Annotated in this window: 13 protein-coding genes; 5 read left to right on the top strand and 8 right to left on the bottom strand. The window is 67.7% G+C overall.

Annotation, left to right across the window (positions count from 1 at the left end; genetic code table 11):
• The 5 genes from FHT02_RS14110 to FHT02_RS14090 all read right to left on the bottom strand — a co-directional run bounded on the left by FHT02_RS14110 (position 1) and on the right by FHT02_RS14090 (position 6,693).
• Complete coding sequence (locus FHT02_RS14110; RefSeq protein WP_184088813.1) at positions 1 to 3,402, bottom strand: chromosome segregation SMC family protein; 3,402 nt, start codon at positions 3,400 to 3,402, stop codon at positions 1 to 3.
• Between the two features lie 25 nt (positions 3,403 to 3,427).
• Complete coding sequence (locus FHT02_RS14105) at positions 3,428 to 4,171, bottom strand: DsbA family protein (protein WP_184088810.1); 744 nt, start codon at positions 4,169 to 4,171, stop codon at positions 3,428 to 3,430.
• Positions 4,172 to 4,196: 25 nt separating this feature from the next.
• Entirely contained in the window at positions 4,197 to 4,916 is a 720-nt protein-coding gene (locus FHT02_RS14100; RefSeq protein WP_246352416.1) for a DsbA family protein, read from the bottom strand.
• Positions 4,916 to 5,464 (bottom strand): DUF721 domain-containing protein, encoded by a 549-nt coding sequence (locus FHT02_RS14095; protein WP_184088807.1) that lies wholly within the window; start codon positions 5,462 to 5,464, stop codon positions 4,916 to 4,918. Before FHT02_RS14095 ends, FHT02_RS14100 begins: the two co-directional genes overlap by 1 nt.
• 563 nt (positions 5,465 to 6,027) lie before the next feature.
• Positions 6,028 to 6,693 carry a hypothetical protein gene (locus tag FHT02_RS14090; protein WP_184088804.1) on the bottom strand — a complete coding sequence of 222 codons (666 nt, stop codon included), beginning with the start codon at positions 6,691 to 6,693 and terminating at the stop codon, positions 6,028 to 6,030.
• A gap of 320 nt (positions 6,694 to 7,013) precedes the next feature.
• On the opposite strand from FHT02_RS14090, the gene FHT02_RS14085 reads away from it, so the two are divergent.
• The 3 genes from FHT02_RS14085 to nudC are packed head-to-tail and all read left to right on the top strand — an operon-like array spanning position 7,014 to position 10,236.
• Complete coding sequence (locus FHT02_RS14085) at positions 7,014 to 8,084, top strand: A/G-specific adenine glycosylase (RefSeq protein WP_184088801.1); 1,071 nt, start codon at positions 7,014 to 7,016, stop codon at positions 8,082 to 8,084.
• Positions 8,072 to 9,370: a serine hydrolase domain-containing protein gene (locus tag FHT02_RS14080; RefSeq protein ID WP_184088798.1), complete on the top strand. Its 1,299-nt coding sequence runs from the start codon at positions 8,072 to 8,074 to the stop codon at positions 9,368 to 9,370. The genes FHT02_RS14085 and FHT02_RS14080 overlap by 13 nt, the downstream gene beginning before the upstream one ends.
• Positions 9,367 to 10,236, top strand: a complete 870-nt coding sequence (nudC, locus tag FHT02_RS14075) for an NAD(+) diphosphatase (protein WP_184088795.1) — start codon at positions 9,367 to 9,369, stop codon at positions 10,234 to 10,236. Before FHT02_RS14080 ends, nudC begins: the two co-directional genes overlap by 4 nt.
• Before the next feature lie 58 nt (positions 10,237 to 10,294).
• Here nudC and FHT02_RS14070 read toward each other — a convergent pair whose 3' ends face one another.
• On the bottom strand, positions 10,295 to 11,185 hold the full coding sequence (locus tag FHT02_RS14070; protein ID WP_184088792.1) for a prephenate dehydratase: 891 nt from the start codon (positions 11,183 to 11,185) through the stop codon (positions 10,295 to 10,297).
• Positions 11,186 to 11,286: 101 nt separating this feature from the next.
• Here FHT02_RS14070 and FHT02_RS14065 point away from each other — a divergent pair, with 101 nt between their 5' ends.
• Positions 11,287 to 11,982 carry a c-type cytochrome gene (locus FHT02_RS14065; protein ID WP_184088789.1) on the top strand — a complete coding sequence of 232 codons (696 nt, stop codon included), beginning with the start codon at positions 11,287 to 11,289 and terminating at the stop codon, positions 11,980 to 11,982.
• 48 nt (positions 11,983 to 12,030) lie between these two features.
• Here FHT02_RS14065 and FHT02_RS14060 read toward each other — a convergent pair whose 3' ends face one another.
• Together FHT02_RS14060 and FHT02_RS14055 are read right to left on the bottom strand one after the other, a co-directional pair.
• Complete coding sequence (locus tag FHT02_RS14060) at positions 12,031 to 12,903, bottom strand: LOG family protein (protein WP_184088786.1); 873 nt, start codon at positions 12,901 to 12,903, stop codon at positions 12,031 to 12,033.
• A 45-nt stretch (positions 12,904 to 12,948) separates the two neighbouring features.
• Positions 12,949 to 13,626, bottom strand: a complete 678-nt coding sequence (locus tag FHT02_RS14055; protein ID WP_184088783.1) for an extensin family protein — start codon at positions 13,624 to 13,626, stop codon at positions 12,949 to 12,951.
• Positions 13,627 to 13,956: 330 nt separating this feature from the next.
• Between FHT02_RS14055 and FHT02_RS14050 the strand changes: the two genes are divergently transcribed.
• A partial coding sequence (locus FHT02_RS14050) for an IS110 family transposase (protein ID WP_184088780.1) occupies positions 13,957 to 14,640 on the top strand: 684 nt, incomplete at its 3' end.

The following is a 14,640-nucleotide window of genomic DNA, read 5'->3' as shown; positions in this document are numbered from 1 at the left end:
TCACTCCGCCGCCAACAGGCTCTCCGCTCCGCCCAGATCCACCGACACCAGCCGGCTCACGCCCTGCTCGACCATCGTTACGCCGAACAGCCGGTGCATCCGGCTCATTGTCGCGGCATTGTGCGTGACGATCAGGTAGCGCGTCCGCGTTTCCGCGCTCATCCGCTCGAGCAGCCCGCAAAAGCGGTCGACATTGGCGTCGTCCAGCGGCGCGTCGACTTCGTCGAGCACGCAGATCGGCGCCGGCTTGGTCAGAAACAGCGCAAAGATCAGCGCCACCGCGGTCAGCGCCTGCTCGCCGCCGGACAGCAACGTCAGCGATTGCAGCCGCTTCCCCGGCGGCTGCGCCAGGATCTCCAGCCCTGCCTCCAGCGGGTCGTCCGAATCGATCATCTGGAGATGCGCCTGCCCGCCATTGAACAGCGTCGTGAATAGCCGCCGGAAATGCCCGTTCACCGCCTCGAACGCCGCCAGCAGCCGCTGCCGCCCCTCGCGGTTCAGCGTGCCGATCGACCCGCGCAGCCGATGCACCGCCTGAGTCAATTCTTCGCGCTCGCGCGCATTGGTCGAAGACGCCGCCTCCAGCTCGGCCAGCTCGGCCTCGGCCACCAGGTTCACCGGCCCGATCCGCTCGCGCTCGGCGGTCAGCCGCTCATGCGCGCTGGATTCCTCTTGGGGCGTCCTCACGCTGGCGGAGTCGAACCCCGCGCGCTGCGGCAGCACCGGCGGCGGGCATTCGAAACGCTCGCCCGATAGCCGCCCCATCTCCACGCGCCGCAATTCCTGGTTCTCGGCCCGGGCCAGCGCGCCGGCTCGGGTCTCGCGCGCCTCGGCCAGCGTTTCGTTGGCAGCCCGCACCGAATCCTCGGCGGCGCGCAGTGCCGTCTCGGCCTCGCGCTCCGCCGCCTGCGCCGCCGCCGAGTCCGCGCGCAGCGTGTCACTGTCCCGCTCGGCCTCGGCAACCGCCGCGTCGAGCGTTGCTGGCCGCTCGGCCAAGCTGGCGCTCTCCTCGGCAAGCGCCGCCGCACGCTTGTCCATTTCCGCCGCCCGCCGCGCCGCATCGCCCGCCCGCGACTTCCAGCTCTTCGCTTCCGCCGCCGCTGCGGCCAGCCGCTCGCGCGCTTGGCTGATCTCGCGCTCCTGGCCGCCGCGTTCCGCCCGCGCCGTCGCCGCCGCGGCGCGCCGTGCCTCGGCCTCACGCGAAAGCGCCGACACCTTTTCCCGCGTCGCCGATCCGTCGGGCAGTGCCGCTTCGGCAGCTTCCGCCCGTGCCAGTTCCCCCGCCGCTTCGTCCTGCTCACCCGCGCTGCGCCGCGCCCGCGCTTCCAGGTCTGCCCGCTGCGCCTCCAGCCGCTCAAGCTGCGCGCTCGCCCGGTCCTCCGCCCGCGCCGCCTCGCGAGCGGCACTCTCCGCCTGCCCAAGTGCCAAACGATACCCCTGCGCCGCCCGCTTCGCCGCCTCCACCGCCGCGTCGACCGCCGCCAGTTCGGCGGCTGCGGTCTCCACCGCAACCATCGCCGCGGGCCGCGCCGCCTCGATCGCCGCCAGCCGGTTCACTCGCTCCAGCCGCGCCGCCGCCGCCGCCCCGCCGGACCTTGCGCGATATCCGTCCCAACGCCGCAGCGCGCCGCCCAGCGTCACCAGCCGCTGCCCGACTGCCAGCACCTGTCCGTCATCGGTTTCCGCGACCAGCACCTGGCGCAGTCGCCGCGCCAGCGCCGGCGCCTCGACATGCGCCGAAAGCGCCACCAGCCCCGCCGGCACCGGCGGATCCGCGGGCGCCACCTCGGCACCCGCCCAGAACCGCTCGGCCCCCGCGTCCAGCCCCGCCTCCAGATCGTCCCCCAGCGCCGCCGCCAGCGCGCGCTCATAGCCCGCATCGACTCGCACCCGGTCGAGCAGCCGGTCCTTTCCGCTTGGCAAGGTCGCTTTCCGTAGCGCCGCCGCTTCGCTGTCGATCTGCGCCAGCTCGGCATGCGCCGCCGCCCGCGCCGCCTGCGCCCGGTCGCGCCCGGTCAGCCCGGCGCGCTCCTCTGCCTCTGCCTGAGCCAGTCCCGTCCGTGCCGCCTCGCTTTGCGCCGCAGCCGCGATCCGCGCCTCGCCAGCCCGCGCTTTCTCCACGCGCAACGGCTCGGCGGCAGGGAGCGCGGCGATCTCCGCATCGGCCCGCGCCCGCTCGCGGCCTGTCCGCTCCACGCGGGTCCGCGCTGCCGCCAGCGCCGCCTCGGCCACGCGCGCCTCCGCCGCCTCGCTCGCCTGGGCGGCAAGCGCCTGCGCCAGCGCCACCTCGGCATCCCGCGCCGCCCGCTCGGCCTCGCCCAGCGCCGCTTCCAGCATTGGCATGCGCGCGCCCGCTTGCGTGATCCGCGCTTCCAGCGCCTTCACCTCGTCGCCCAGCCGCGCCAGCGCCTCCGCCGCGTCGTGCGCCAGCGCTCCCTCGCGCCCGCGATCCTCTTCCAGCCGCGCCGCCGCGTCGGCCAGTTCGCCGATCCGCCGCGCAACCCCCGCGCGTTCGCTGCGCAGCGCCGCCAGCGCGTGCATCGCCGCGCTTGCCCGGTCGCGCAGCGCCAGCGCGTCCGCCCGCACGCCGGCAAGCACCGCCACCGCCGCCGCCTGCGCCGCCGCCGCCGCGTCCTGCGAAGCCGCGCGCTGCGCCACCAGCGCCTGCGCCGCCGCCGCCTCCCGCTTGGCGACATCCGCCGCCGCCGCCGCGTCGCGCCACCGCGCATAGATCATCCGCGCCTCGGCCAGGCGGATCCGCTCGGACAATTCGCGATAGCGCTCGGCCTGCCGCGCCTGCCGCCGCAGGGATGCCGCGCGTGCCTCTTGGTCGCCGATCACTTCGTCCAGCCGCACCAGGTTCGCTTCGGTCGCGCGCAGCTTGGCCTCGGCATCGCGCCGCCGCACGTGCAGCCCGGCAATCCCCGCGGCTTCCTCCAGCATCGCCCGGCGCTCGGCTGGCTTGGCGGCGATCACCGCGCTGATCCGCCCCTGGCTCACCAGGGCAGGGGAGTGCGCCCCCGTCGCCGCGTCGGCGAACAGCAGCGCCACGTCCTTGGCGCGCACGTCGCGCCCGTTGATGCGGTATGCCGAGCCCGTCCCCCGCTCGATCCGGCGGACGACTTCCAGCTCCTCGTCATCGTCCTGTTCGCCCAGGATCGACACTTCGGCGAAGTTGCGTGCCGGGCGGGTCTGCGTGCCGGCAAAGATCACGTCTTCCATGCCGCCGCCGCGCAAGCTTTTGGCGCTGTTCTCCCCCATCGCCCAGCGCAACGCTTCGAGCAGGTTCGACTTGCCGCAGCCATTGGGGCCGACGATCCCCGTCAGCCCCGGCTCGATGCGCAGGTCGGCGGGGTCGACGAAGCTCTTGAACCCCGTCAGCCGCAGCCGCTTGATCTGCATCGCGGCCGCCCCCCGCGGCGTTCGCTTAGCGCGCCCCGGCTGCCTGCAGCGCCGGTTCGACCTGCGACCACAATGCCGCGTCGATCTTCTGGTCGTTGATGAAGAAGGTCGGGGTGCCGGTCACGCCCTTGTTGTTGGTCGCGTCGGCCATCACGTCGGCGATCTGCTTGATCGCTGCCTGATCGACCAGGCACTGGCGCGCTTTGGCTTCGGGGATGCCGCGTTGCTTGGCGAAGTCGATCATGCCCATCTGCTCGGCGATCACCATCGCGGCCTGGGGCGGGCTCATCGATCCCAGCTGCTGCACCACTGCCTCGGGCAGCTTTTCCTGCTTCTCGAAGAATGCGGGCTGGTTCGCGAAGATCTGGTCGAGCATCGGGAAGAACGCCTGCGTCCCCGCGCACTGGTTCAACAGCGACAGCGCCAGGTCGGGCGCGCCGTGGATCGGGAAGTCGCGGAATTCATAGCTCACCTTGCCGGTCGAGATATACTTTTCGCGCAGCGGCTCGGGCGCCTCGGTGCCGAACCGGCCACAGGTCGGGCAGGTGCGCGAGCCATATTCCACCAGCTTGATCGGCGCGTTCGGGTTGCCTTGGCGATATCCGCCCTCGGCGGTTTTCTCGACCACATCGACCCACGCCTTGCCCGCCGGCGCCGCCACCTGGGCGACGGGCGTGCTCGAGGTCACCGGCGCCGCGCTGTTGCCGTCATTGCCGCCGCCGCAGCTGGCGAGCATCGCAAAGGGGATCAGGGCAAGGGCTGCACGCATCGGTCTATTCTCCAAGGAAAGGGGTTCAGGCGCCGGCCGCGCGCAGCTCGGGCTGCAACCGGTCCCAGGTAAAGGCGCGCACCGCACGCCCGTTGACGAAAAAGCCCGGCGTGCCCTGCACATCGTGCAGATTGGCGCCGTCGGCATGGGTCTTCGCGATGCCCTGCACCAGCGCCGGGTTGTTCAGGCACTTGCGCGCCTGCGCCTCGCCAAGCCCGTGCGCTTTCATGAACGGGATCACGCCCATCACTTCGGCAAAGCGCGTCGCCATCTGCGGCGGCGGCAGCTTCTGATAGCCTTCGGCCACCTGCGGCGACTTTTTCAGAAACGTGTCCAGCCGCTCGGCAAAGCCGCTCTGCCCGGCATAGATCGCGTCGAGCACCGGAAAGAAACGCCCAGCCGGCACGCACTGGTTGACCAGCGCCAGCGCCAGATCGGGCGCGCCGTGGATCAGGAAGTCGCGATATTCATAGCTCACCTTGCCGCTGGCGATGAACTCGGCGCGCAGCGGCGCCATCCCCTCGGCCGCGAAGCGCCCACAGCTTGGGCAGGTGCGCGATCCATATTCGACCAGCTTGACCGGCGCGTTGGGATTGCCCTGGCGGTATCCGCCTTCGGGCGTGCGCACCACCACGTCGACCCAGCGCTTCGCCGCCGCCGCCGGCGCGCGCTGCGGCTGCGCGACACTCGCGCCATTCAACCCCAGCGCCAGCACCGCCGCGCCCAGAACATGCATCATCCGCATCAATCGATCCTGCCCAGCTTCGGCCAGCTTTGCTCGGCCTTGTCCCCATTCGCCACCACCCCCGCTGCCAGCGCTTCCAGCACCGCCTTCAGCTCGGGATCGACAATCCCGCGCAGGCTCTCGCCCATTGCTGCGGACAAGGGCTTCAGGCTCGGCGGCGCGGCCGCTTTTTCCTTGCGCTGCACCGCGCCGTGCTTGATCGCCAGCCGCGCGACGGCCTGATATCCAAAGAAGCGGTTCACCCGCTCGATGATCTCGGGGCCGATATGCTGCATCATCGGCGCATGGGCACCCGACACCACCAGGCTCAGCACCCCCTCGGCACGCTTGCCCTGGGGAAAGCGGATCGATTCGGGCACCGACACCCGCGCATAGCGCTCCCCGACAATCTCGCTCCAGCGGCTGACCACGGCATGCTGGACGAACCCGAACTTGCGAAACGCCGCGCCGCCCACTTCGGGCAGCAGCTCGGATACCGGCCGCACGCGATTCGAACGCTTGGGCTCCATCTTGGGCTGGCGCGTGGTGGCACGGGGGGTCTTCGTCATTGCGCTCCTCCCATGCCATAGGGGCCCCAGCCCGACAACGTTCCTCGCGCAATGCGGCACACTGTCCCCGCTTCCCGCACTCAAAGCTCCCCTCCCTGCAAGAGAGGGGCAGGGGGGTGGGTGCGAGCGCAGCGAGCCCGCTACATGCCCGCAAGGAGGGGAAGAGGCCGGACATCGAGCCCGTCCTTTTCCATACCCACCCCTAACCCCTCCCTTGCAGGGAGGGGAACGCGAACGCCCACCGAGGGATCTTCCATCCCTCTCCCGCCTGCGGGAGAGGGTGGCAAGCGCAGCGAAGCCGGGAGAGGGTTCAGTGGGATTCCCCTCGCGGGTCATTCCCACTAAACCCTCACCCTATCGCCAGACCTCCGGTCCGTCTCTGCCCTCTCTCGTAAGCAGGAGAGGGGCATCATGGCAGCAATCGTCCGATTTGCGATCTGGGGAGATCGTAGCGGGTCGTCTGGAGGCCGTCGTTGCGATCAACGGCGGCTGACCCTAGTCTTAAGCCAAGTTGCCGCGTGACTTGGAAGCCTCCGTTCGTTGCTCAGCGGCGGAGCGCAGGCTTAGCTGCGGATCCCGACCGCTCTGCCTGCCTCGACCATGCGATACGATGCGGCGGCCAGGATCGCCCGCAAGCCTGGCCGGTTGAAGCGCGCTTGCTGACCCGCTGGCACGCATTGTTCTACTACCGGCGCGAGTTGACTGATCGCGGCTTGTTCAGCTTCACTTACTGCGGGGGTTACCAACAGTGCTGCTACCTTTTCAGGCGAGGTGCGGGCAACGCAGGCGGCTACGTAGTCGGTCAGGCTGAACGTCTTGACCGACGGCTTGGCAGGGTCATAGGCGAGCGCACCCGCAAGATTGTCAGTGCGTGCCAGCAACTGCTCTGCGAGCGCGCCCGCGAAAAGAACCCCGGCGAACCGAACTTTCGCGCTCCGCCCGATACAGCTCGATTCCGAAGAAGCGAGCTTCTTCAGCGCGCGAGTATACTGGGGCGTGTTAAAGTCCATCTGCAGCAAGGCTGCAGACTTCGCCGGCTGACGCATCGCAACGCAATGACCGAAAGCTTGCATCTGCGCCACCGATGCTGGATCCAAACGAGGGCTTTGCTCCGGTCGAGGCATGTTGTCGCCTAGACGCGTCGGCGATCTTGAAACGTACGCCTGCTGAGGAAGTTGGGGAGTTTGGCTTTGAGCAGCAAACAAAGGAAGAAGAACAAGTCCGATCATTACGCCACCTGCTGGTCAAGAGTGCAAAACTCGCTCGTACCGTCCGTTATGACAGCCCTTCGTGCAACATATCATTCACGTGCACCACGCCCGCGAACATCTTCAAGTCTGACGCGCCGTCTGTTCGGTGAAGCTGACCGAAAATCTCGAAACACGCAAGCAGGACAATTGCGAGGCGCCGCGACCGCGTGTCAGCCAGCTGCATACATCCTTGCATAAGGCTTGTAAGGTTAACGGCTTCTACCGCCGAACTCGCCGAGTAAGCGCCCCCCTGCCGTCTGGCGCGCGAAAGGAGACGTTCCGCTGCCCGCCCATTCCTTATGAGTTTACGACCTTCCCACCCCCGCCACCCGGACCGCCCCTTGATATCCCGCCTCCTCCTCGACTGGTACGACGCCAACGCCCGCCGCCTCCCCTGGCGCGCAGCCCCGGGCAGCAATGCCGCGGATCCGTACCGCGTCTGGCTGTCGGAGATCATGCTCCAGCAGACGCAAGTCGCAACCGTGATCCCGTATTTTGAGAAGTTCACCACCCGCTGGCCAACCTTCGAAGCCTTCGCCGCCGCCGCCGATGCCGATGTCATGACCGCCTGGGCGGGGCTCGGCTATTATGCCCGCGCCCGCAATCTGCTCGCCTGCGCCCGCGAAGTGACGCGGCTGGGGCGCATGCCGGACACGGAGGAGGGCCTGCGCGCGCTGCCCGGTGTCGGGGCCTATACCGCCGCCGCCATCGCCGCGATTGCCTTTGGCCGCCGCGCGGTGGTGGTCGACGCCAATGTCGAGCGCGTGGTGTCGCGCCTGTTCGCAATAGAAACCCCGCTGCCCGCTTCGCGCCCGCAGATTCGCGCTCACACCGACGCGATCACCCCCGACACCCGCGCCGGCGACTTCGCCCAGGCGATGATGGACTTGGGCTCCGGCATCTGCACCGCCCGCGCGCCCCGCTGCCTGCTCTGCCCCTTGCGCGACCAATGTGACGGCTTCCGCACCGGCACGCCCGAGTTGTTCCCGTATAAAGCCAAGAAAGCCCCAAAGCCCCAGCGCTACGGCACGATGTTCTGGGCCGAGCGCGACGGCCATGTCCTGCTCGTCCGCCGCCCCGCCAAGGGACTGCTCGGCGGCATGCGCGCGCTGCCCACCGGTCCATGGGAAGCTGTGGCGCCGGGCCTGGAGGGCGCGCCGGTCGCGGCGGATTGGCGGCTGCACGACCACACCGTCGCCCATGGCTTCACCCATTTCGATCTTCAGGTCGCGCTTGCCGCTGCAACAATCGGCCCGCATGAGGTTTTGGAAGGCGAATGGTGGCCGGTCGCGGACCTCGCGTCCGCCGGACTGCCCACCGTCTTTGCCAAGGCGGCGAACAGGTTCGGGAGTATGCGATGCGCAAGCTGATCGGGTTGAGTGTTACGGGCGCGCTCGCGCTCACGGCGCCGGCATGGGGCCAGGCGCTGCGGCAGCAACCGGCCAGCCCGGCACCGGCAACCCGCACCGCACCCTCGGTTGTGGATGCGCTGGCGAATCGCTGGGTCGCCGAGAACCGCGTGCCCGGCATGGTCATCGCGGTGGGGCAGGGCGACGCCGCCCCGCGCATCGCCGCCGCCGGACGTATCGCCAACGAAGCCACTGCGCCCGCTGCGGATGCCGACAGCCTGTGGCGCGTCTATTCGATGACAAAGCCGATCACCGGCATCGCCGCGATGATCCTGGTCGAACAGGGCAAGCTCGGCCTCGACCAGCCGATCAGCGACTTCATGCCGGCGTTCAAGACCATGAAGGTGCTGGTCGATCCCGCAAAGGGCCTGACCAGCCGCCCGGCCACGCGCCCGATCACCGTGCGCAACCTGCTCACTCACACCGCGGGGCTTGGCTACAACATCGTCACCAAGGGGGCGTTGCTCGACGAATATAACCGCCTGGGCATCAATCCCGCCGCGGTCAGCGCCGCGATGGAGCCCAACATGCGCGCCGTCCGGCCAAAGAGCCTCGAGGAATTCGCCAACCGCGTCGCCACGCTGCCGCTGATCGCCGAGCCTGGCGCAAAGTGGAGCTATTCGATTGGCCTGGACGTGCTTGGCCGCGTGATCGAAGTGGCCAGCGGCATGCCGTTCGACAGCTTCGTGCAAACCCGCATCTTCCAGCCGCTCGGCATGACCGCCAGCTATTGGACCGTGCCGGCCGACAAGGCGCGGCTGCTCGCGACCAATTATGCGCAGCTCGGCGACAGCCGCGCCCCGCTCGATCCCGGCGCCACCTCGGTGTGGCTCCAGCCGCCCTCCTTCCCCTATGGCGGCGCGGGCCTCGTCATGTCGGCGCGCGATTATGACCGCTTTCTCCACATGCTGCTGAACGGCGGGACGCTGGACGGCGCGCGGATCCTAAAGCCCGAAACCGTGCAGATCGCCATGTCCGATCTGCTCCCCGCCGGTGTCGACCGCAGCGTGTTGCAGGCGACCTCGGGCAATAATCAGATCGGCTTCGGTGCCGGCGGCTCGGTCTCGCTTGCCGATCAGCCCGGCGGCCCGGGCAAGGGCACGTTCGGCTGGGCCGGCGCCGCAGGATCGCTCGGCTGGGTCGACCCCACCAACCGCGTCCGCGCCACGGTGATGATCAACCTGTTCGGCCAGACTCCGCTCAAGCGCGAAGCCACTCAGGCGATTTACACCGATCTGCGCCGATGAACGCGCCCGGCTTTACTGGCGGCACGCTCGATCGCGCCGACCGAATCCGTCACGACGACGCCATGCTCGCCGCGGCGCAGGCCGATCCGCGCGCGCGGCTGCTGGTGCTCGACGGCCTCGATCCTCAAGTGAACGCCGATGGCCGGCTCGGCTGGACCGGCCTCGACGCTGCCTCGGGCGAACTTCTGTTCCTGGGTTTCGATGGGGAAGGGGGGCCGCGCTTCGCGGCGGCGCCGCTCCCGGGCGAGCGGCTGCCGGGCGGACGTTCGCCTGCGCTCAACGCCGCGCTTGACCGCTTCCGTGCCGAGGATGCGGCGCTCTATGCGGCCGCGCGCAGTCTGGTCGATTGGCATGCGCGGCACGGTTTTTGCGCGAATTGCGGCACGAAGACCGCGATTTTCCGCGCCGGCTGGGGCCGCAAATGCCCGACATGCAGCGCCGAACATTTCCCGCGGACCGATCCGGTCGTGATCATGATCGCCGAACATGATGGCCGCGCGCTGCTCGGCCGCCAGCCCAGCTGGCCCGCCGGCCGTTATTCCGCGCTTGCCGGTTTTCTTGAGGTCGGCGAATCGATCGAGGAAGCCGTCGCCCGCGAAGTGCTTGAAGAAGCAGGCGTTTGCGTGGATCAGGTGCGCTATGTCGCCAGCCAGCCCTGGCCGTTCCCGTCCTCGCTGATGATCGCCTGCGTCGCCCAAGCGCAGGATGATGCGATCACGATGGACGTCCACGAACTCGAGGATGCGCGCTGGTTCACCCGCGAGGAAGTGCGCCAGGCCTTGTCGCGCGACCCCGCGGCGCCCTTCGTCGCACCGCCGCCTTATGCGATTGCCTATACGCTGCTAAGCCGTTGGTCGGAAACGTGAATATTTCGTCTGTCGACGTGCGGGGACCAACGTTTTCCGCGTCGACCAGATGCTGGCCTCAAGGTCGCGGCCTCGCCTGAGGGTAGCTCCCCAACACCCGCATCCACTTCGAATGGAACCGCAATTCCTCCAAAGCCCGGTCCAGATGCGCCTCTCCGGGCCGACCCACCACATCGGCATAGAATTCCGTAGCCGCAAAGCTCCCACCCCGCTGGTAACTCTCCAGCTTGGTCATGTTGACGCCGTTGGTCGCGAACCCGCCCAGCGCCTTGTACAAGGCCGCCGGCACGTTCTTCACTTCAAAAACAAACGTCGTCATGCACGGCCCTACGTCCTCCAGCGCCCGGGCTTCGCGCGCCAGCACCACGAAGCGCGTCATGTTGTGATCCGCATCCGCCAGATCGGTCGCCAGAAGCTGCAACCCATAGAGTTGCGCGGCCCCAGGCGGTGCCAAGGCCGCCACCGTGGGATCCTGCATCTCTGCCACTACGGCCGCAGCCCCGGCCGTGTCGGGATAGGAAACCGGCGCGATTCCATGTTCCTTCAACCAGTGCCGACATTGCCCCAGCGCCTGGGGATGGCTCATCGCCTGTCGCACATTCTCCCTCCCGCCCATCGCCATCAGGCCGTAGCGGATCGGCAGGAAGTGTTCCCCGACGATAGCAAGCCCCGATTCGGGAAGCAGGAAGTGAATGTCCGCCACGCGCCCGTGCAGCGAATTCTCGATCGGGATCATCGCCCGGTCGGCGTGCCCCTCGCGCACGGCATCGATCGCATCCTCGAACGAAAAGCACGGAAGCGGTAGTCCGTCCGGAAACGCTTCCAGCGCAGCAATATGCGAATTTGCGCCCGGCGCCCCTTGGAACGCGACCGCGCGTTTGGGCTCGGCGGACGCTTGCTCGGACATCGCGGCCACGATCGGGCGGGCGGGTGCAGCGAAATTCTCCATGATGATCCGCGGCTAGCGAGCGCGAGGACTTACGGCAACCCGTGCTTGCGGTGTGCGGAACCGCGTTTTAAAGGCAAAGTGAATAGTCTCAGGGGCATGCAATGGACGATCGGTTCAATACGATTGCGGGTTGGGCACTGGCCGGCGGCATTGCCGCACTAGGCCTCACGATCGTCAGTGGCATCGCCTTCCATTCTGAGCGTCCGGAAAAGATGGGCTACGCTATCGAGGGTGTCGAGGAAGCGGGTGAGGCCGGTGCCGCTGCTGTTGAACCGATCGCAGTACGCCTTGCCAAGGCCGACCCTGCCAAGGGCGCCGACGTGTTCAAGCAGTGCACCGCCTGCCATACGATCAACCAGGGCGGCGCCTCGGGCATCGGACCCAACCTGTACGGCGCGGTCGGCAAGGGGCACGGCCATGTCCCCGGCTTCGCCTACTCGGATGCATTGAAGGCGGTCCCGGGTAACTGGACCTTCGACGCGCTCGACGCATGGCTCACCTCTCCGCGCAAATATGCGCCGGGCACCAAAATGACCTTCGCCGGCATCGCAAACCCGCAAGATCGCGCGAACATTATCGCCTATCTGAATAGCCAGGGCTCGAACCTGCCCCTGCCAGCTGCTCCCGCTGCCGGTGAGGCGCCCGTCGACAACGCGGCGCAGGCCAATGTCGCGGAAGGTGCCGACCCAGCCGAAATCTCGAACCAGGCAACCCCGAGCGAAAACACGCCCGAGAAGAGCAAGCAGAACCAGATCCAGGCCGAGGAAAAGGCTGGGCTGCCCAAGAGCAACAACTAAGCGCGCACTGCCCTCCCCCGCTAGGGGAGGGAGGGCAACGCCGTTTGTTCAGCCCTGCGCCTGCTTGTCGCGCCAGAAGTCCTGCACGATTTCCCAGCCTTCTTCCGCGGTTTCGACGAAGTGGAATAGGTTGAGGTCGCGCGGGCCGATCACGCCTTCCTCGCACAGCGCGTCGAAGTTCACGACGCGCTGCCAGAACGCCTTGCCGTAGAACAACACCGGGATCGGATCGATCTTGCCGGTCTGGATCAGCGTCAGCAGTTCGAAGCTCTCGTCGAACGTCCCGAAGCCGCCCGGGAACACCGCCACCGCGCGCGCATGCAGAAGGAAGTGCATTTTCCGGAGCGCGAAATAGTGGAACTGCATGCTCAGCCCCGGCGTCACATACGGGTTTGGCGCCTGCTCGTGCGGCAGCACGATGTTGAGGCCCACCGATTCGGCGCCGACATCCTGCGCACCGCGATTTGCCGCTTCCATGATCGAGGGGCCGCCGCCCGAGCATACCACAAAGTGCCGCTTGCCCGCGTCATCGAGCGGGAAGTTGCTGACCAGCTGTGCCAGTTCGCGCGCGACATCGTAATATTTAGACTTTTCGATCAGCCGCTCGGCGACGATCTTCTGCTCGGGGGTGTCGGCCAGCTCCAGCAGGCCCTGCGCCTTGCTCGGCTCGGGAATGCGCGCGGATCCGTACATCACAAAGGTGGAGGCGATGTTCGCTTCCTGGAGGATTAGCTGCGGCTTGAGCAACTCAAGCTGGAAGCGCACCGGCCGCAGATCTTCGCGCAGCAGGAAGTCCATGTCCTGGAAGGCGAGCCGGTATGCGGGGTGCTCGGTTTGGGGGGTGCCGCTGCCCGTGTTGGCATTGCCGGCTTCTTCTTGAGCGGGGCGGAAGACCCGGCTCGGTACGCGTGTGTCGTTCATTTACGCCGACTTACGAGCATCGGGCGCGCGCTGCAAACACCCAGATCAGGCGCAGAACGGACCGCGGCCCATGTCGAGGTGGAGGTGGTTGTAGTGCGCGGCGTTGTAGTCAGGGCTTAGCACCGTCTTGAAACGCTTGCACGCGGAACGGTGGATCACCTTGAAGAAGTCACGCACTTGGGCGTCGTCGGATTTCCACCCGCCGAGCACGCGGATTTTGCGCCCATCGGCCAGCACGAAGCCACCAATGTCGACCGCATTGCCCAGCCCATGCTCCGACAACCGGTTAGACGCCCCACCGACGATCGCGCGGCACGAATAAGTGCCGAAGCTCTCCACCCGCACCAGTTCGCTGCCCAGGATCTGCTTGGCCGCCGGCGCCACGGCGAATCGGAGCCAACCGATGAAGCTGCGCGCGAGCGGACAGCGCATCGACTTCAGGTTGGTGATCGGGACTCCAACATCGATCAATTGGACCGCGCCGAGCACTTCGCAGCCTCCGCCGAAATCACGATCGGGAAGCGGGCTGAATCGCACCTCCTCACGCGACAAGTCGGCGAAGCATTGCTGCGTTTCCTTGGGCGTTGGCCGCAGCAAGGTGACCGGACGCGAGCCGCGCTCGCGCACCGCTGGGGGCTTCCGGGGCGCCTCGCGCCCGCTGCTGAACACGCAGCCGGTGAGCAGGACGGAGGCGAGCACGGCGGACCAACGAACCAGACGCATGCCGCCTCATAGCATAGCCGCATGAACCGCACCTGTTTGACTTGCCGATGCCTACGCACCTGGCTGCCGCATTTGTCCCGGGGCGCGCCGACGCGCCGGCGCCTGAACTGCCGAAGCGCGGACCCGATGCTTTCTGCGCCACCTTGGCGGCCCTTCGTCGCGACTAGGACACCCGCTGTTCGAACCCGGGGGCCGGATTGATGAACATGGGGTAATCGCGGGAGCGGGCTACCTCGACCAGCGATGGTGTGGAGGGTGGCTGTTCCTCGATAGATGAAGGTGCGGGCTCACGACTGGAAGCCGGGCCCATACATCGGACGGAGAACAGCCATGGATGAATATATCGGACTCGACGTCTCGCTGAAAGACACGGCGGTATCTATTCGGCGCGGCGGCAAGCGGGTCTGGCGCGGCAAGTGTTTGTCGGATCCTCAGGTGCTCGCGGCACTGATCCGCAAGCACGCGCCTGCTGCGAAGCGGGTGGTGTTCGAAACCGGCCCGCTGTCGGTCTGGTTCTATCACGCGCTTACCGCAGAGGGATTGCCGGCGATCTGCATCGACGCGCGGCACGCGAAAGCCGGGCTCGACATGGCAGCCAACAAGACCGACGCCAACGATGCCGATGGCCTTGCTCATCTGGCGGAGGTCGGGTTCTACAAGGAAGTGCGGGTCAAGAGCTTCGACAGCATGCTTGCCCGGACGCTGGTGGCGGCTCGAACCCGGCTGGTGCGGATCGGCACGGAGCTGTCGAACCAGATCAGGGGACTGATGAAGACGTTCGGCCTTATCGTTCCTGCTGTCATGGGCACCAGGTTCGAGCAAAAGGTGGGGGAGCTGCTCGCCGGCAACGCCGAACTGGCTGAGATCATCCGGCCACTGCTAGAGGCCTGGCATGCAGTACGACTTCGCGCTGCGGAGCTCGGACGCAAGCTGCTGGCCGATGCTCGCCGTAGCGAGGCTTGTCAGCTGCTCATGACGATTCCTGGCGTCGGCGTGGTCACGGCGACTTCCTTC

Source organism: Sphingomonas xinjiangensis (assembly GCF_014199255.1).
Taxonomy (GTDB): domain Bacteria; phylum Pseudomonadota; class Alphaproteobacteria; order Sphingomonadales; family Sphingomonadaceae; genus Sphingomonas; species Sphingomonas xinjiangensis.
The sequence above is the reverse complement of the archived record's forward strand: the minus strand, read 5'-3'. Positions and strand labels throughout refer to the sequence as shown.

What these genes read in the sequence shown, in the direction of transcription:
- FHT02_RS14110 (WP_184088813.1), bottom strand. Translation starts at nt 3,402, where the DNA reads ATGCAGATCAAGCGGCTGCGGCTGACGGGGTTCAAGAGCTTCGTCGAC.
- FHT02_RS14105 (WP_184088810.1), bottom strand. Translation starts at nt 4,171, where the DNA reads ATGCGTGCAGCCCTTGCCCTGATCCCCTTTGCGATGCTCGCCAGCTGC.
- FHT02_RS14100 (WP_246352416.1), bottom strand. Translation starts at nt 4,916, where the DNA reads ATGCGGATGATGCATGTTCTGGGCGCGGCGGTGCTGGCGCTGGGGTTG.
- FHT02_RS14095 (WP_184088807.1), bottom strand. Translation starts at nt 5,464, where the DNA reads ATGACGAAGACCCCCCGTGCCACCACGCGCCAGCCCAAGATGGAGCCC.
- FHT02_RS14090 (WP_184088804.1), bottom strand. Translation starts at nt 6,693, where the DNA reads ATGATCGGACTTGTTCTTCTTCCTTTGTTTGCTGCTCAAAGCCAAACT.
- FHT02_RS14085 (WP_184088801.1), top strand. Translation starts at nt 7,014, where the DNA reads ATGAGTTTACGACCTTCCCACCCCCGCCACCCGGACCGCCCCTTGATA.
- FHT02_RS14080 (WP_184088798.1), top strand. Translation starts at nt 8,072, where the DNA reads ATGCGCAAGCTGATCGGGTTGAGTGTTACGGGCGCGCTCGCGCTCACG.
- nudC (WP_184088795.1), top strand. Translation starts at nt 9,367, where the DNA reads ATGAACGCGCCCGGCTTTACTGGCGGCACGCTCGATCGCGCCGACCGA.
- FHT02_RS14070 (WP_184088792.1), bottom strand. Translation starts at nt 11,185, where the DNA reads ATGGAGAATTTCGCTGCACCCGCCCGCCCGATCGTGGCCGCGATGTCC.
- FHT02_RS14065 (WP_184088789.1), top strand. Translation starts at nt 11,287, where the DNA reads ATGGACGATCGGTTCAATACGATTGCGGGTTGGGCACTGGCCGGCGGC.
- FHT02_RS14060 (WP_184088786.1), bottom strand. Translation starts at nt 12,903, where the DNA reads ATGAACGACACACGCGTACCGAGCCGGGTCTTCCGCCCCGCTCAAGAA.
- FHT02_RS14055 (WP_184088783.1), bottom strand. Translation starts at nt 13,626, where the DNA reads ATGCGTCTGGTTCGTTGGTCCGCCGTGCTCGCCTCCGTCCTGCTCACC.